This is a genomic window from Streptomyces sp. ADMS, assembly GCF_033441795.1.
GTDB lineage: Bacteria > Actinomycetota > Actinomycetes > Streptomycetales > Streptomycetaceae > Streptomyces.
In genome coordinates, this window is record NZ_JAVFVX010000309.1 from 1 (window position 1) to 1,369 (window position 1,369).

Annotated in this window: 2 protein-coding genes; both read left to right on the top strand. The window is 66.8% G+C overall.

Annotated elements, in window-relative coordinates; genetic code table 11:
- Window positions 1–78 precede the first annotated feature (78 nt).
- Window positions 79–462 carry a hypothetical protein gene (locus RB628_RS40620; RefSeq protein ID WP_318325665.1) on the top strand — a complete coding sequence of 128 codons (384 nt, stop codon included), beginning with the start codon at window positions 79–81 and terminating at the stop codon, window positions 460–462.
- A gap of 20 nt (window positions 463–482) precedes the next feature.
- Window positions 483–1,369, top strand: an 887-nt coding sequence (locus RB628_RS40625) for an IS3 family transposase (protein WP_318325666.1), incomplete at its 3' end; no start/stop codon positions are given.

The following is a 1,369-nucleotide window of genomic DNA, read 5'->3' on the forward strand; positions in this document are numbered from 1 at the left end:
CCCTCTCTGTCAGCCTTGGGTGAGACGTCCCGTTCTGCGGGGTTAGCCTGAGAGGGCACGACAGGAGAACCATCCCCTATGCCCAGCACTGAGCCCGTCGGGTCCGACCCGGCGCCGAGGCCAAAGCGCCGCACTTTCACCTCGGAGTACAAACTGCGGATCGTCGCCGAGTACGACGCCGCGCCCAGGAACGAGAAGGGTGCGGTCCTGCGCCGGGAACGGCTCTACCACTCGCACGTCAAGGAGTGGCGGGCCGCCCGGGATGCCGGGGCCCTGGAGAACCTGGTCGACCGCCGGACCAGCCCGGCCCGTGCGAAGAAGTCCGCCGCGGAGGTGGAGAACGAGAAGCTGCGGCAGCAGGTGGAGCGGTTGCAGAAGGACCTTGCCCGGAACAAGGCTGCGCTCGAGGTGATGGGAAAAGCTTCCGCGCTCTTGGAGATGCTCTCCGAGAGCGCGGACTGAAGTCTGCCGCCGACCCTGTCGTGGACGTCGCGTTCACCGGCGTCGAGGCTGAGCTGGGCATCACTGCCGCCTGTCGGCTGACGGGCCGCTCCCGCGCCACGCACTACCGCCGGCTCCGGCCGACGCCACCAAGCCGAGCACGTGTCCCGCAGGTGCAGCCGTCGGCCCTGACGTCCGAAGAGCGTTCTGCGGTCCTGGAGTTGATGAACAGCGACGAGTATGCCGAGCTGGCGCCCGCGCAGATCTGGGCCCGCGAGCTGGATGCCGGGCGCTATCACTGCTCCGTCTCGACGATGTACCGGATCCTGCGCGAGCAGGATCAGTCAGGTGAGCGCCGACGGCAGGCCACCCATCCGGCCAGGGCGGTGCCCGAACTGGTCGCCACCGGGCCCTCACAGGTGTTCACGTGGGACATCACCAAGGCTGCCGGACCGGTCAAGGGTGTCTGGTATCACGCCTACGTGATCATCGACATCTTCAGCCGGTACATCGTCGGCCACACCGTCGAGCGGGCCGAATCGGCGGTGAGGGCCGAGGAGTTGATTCGCGAGACCATCACCCGCAACGGCATCGTGCCCCAGACCGTGCACGCCGACCGCGGCACCTCGATGACGTCGAAGAAGGTCTCCCAACTACTGATCGATCTGGGTGTGACGCGGTCGCACTCGAGACCGAAGGTCTCCAACGACAATCCTTACAGCGAGGCCCAGTTCAAGACCACGAAGTACATGTCGGACTATCCCGAGCGGTTCGATTCGCTGGCCCACGCCCGCGAGTGGTTCGACGCGTTCATCGTGTACTACAACCATGAGCACCGGCACTCGGGCATCGGCTGGCACACCCCCGCCTCCCTCCACTTCGGGACCGCCGAGGAGGTCCGCGACCAGCGCGCGGTCACTCTCGCCGA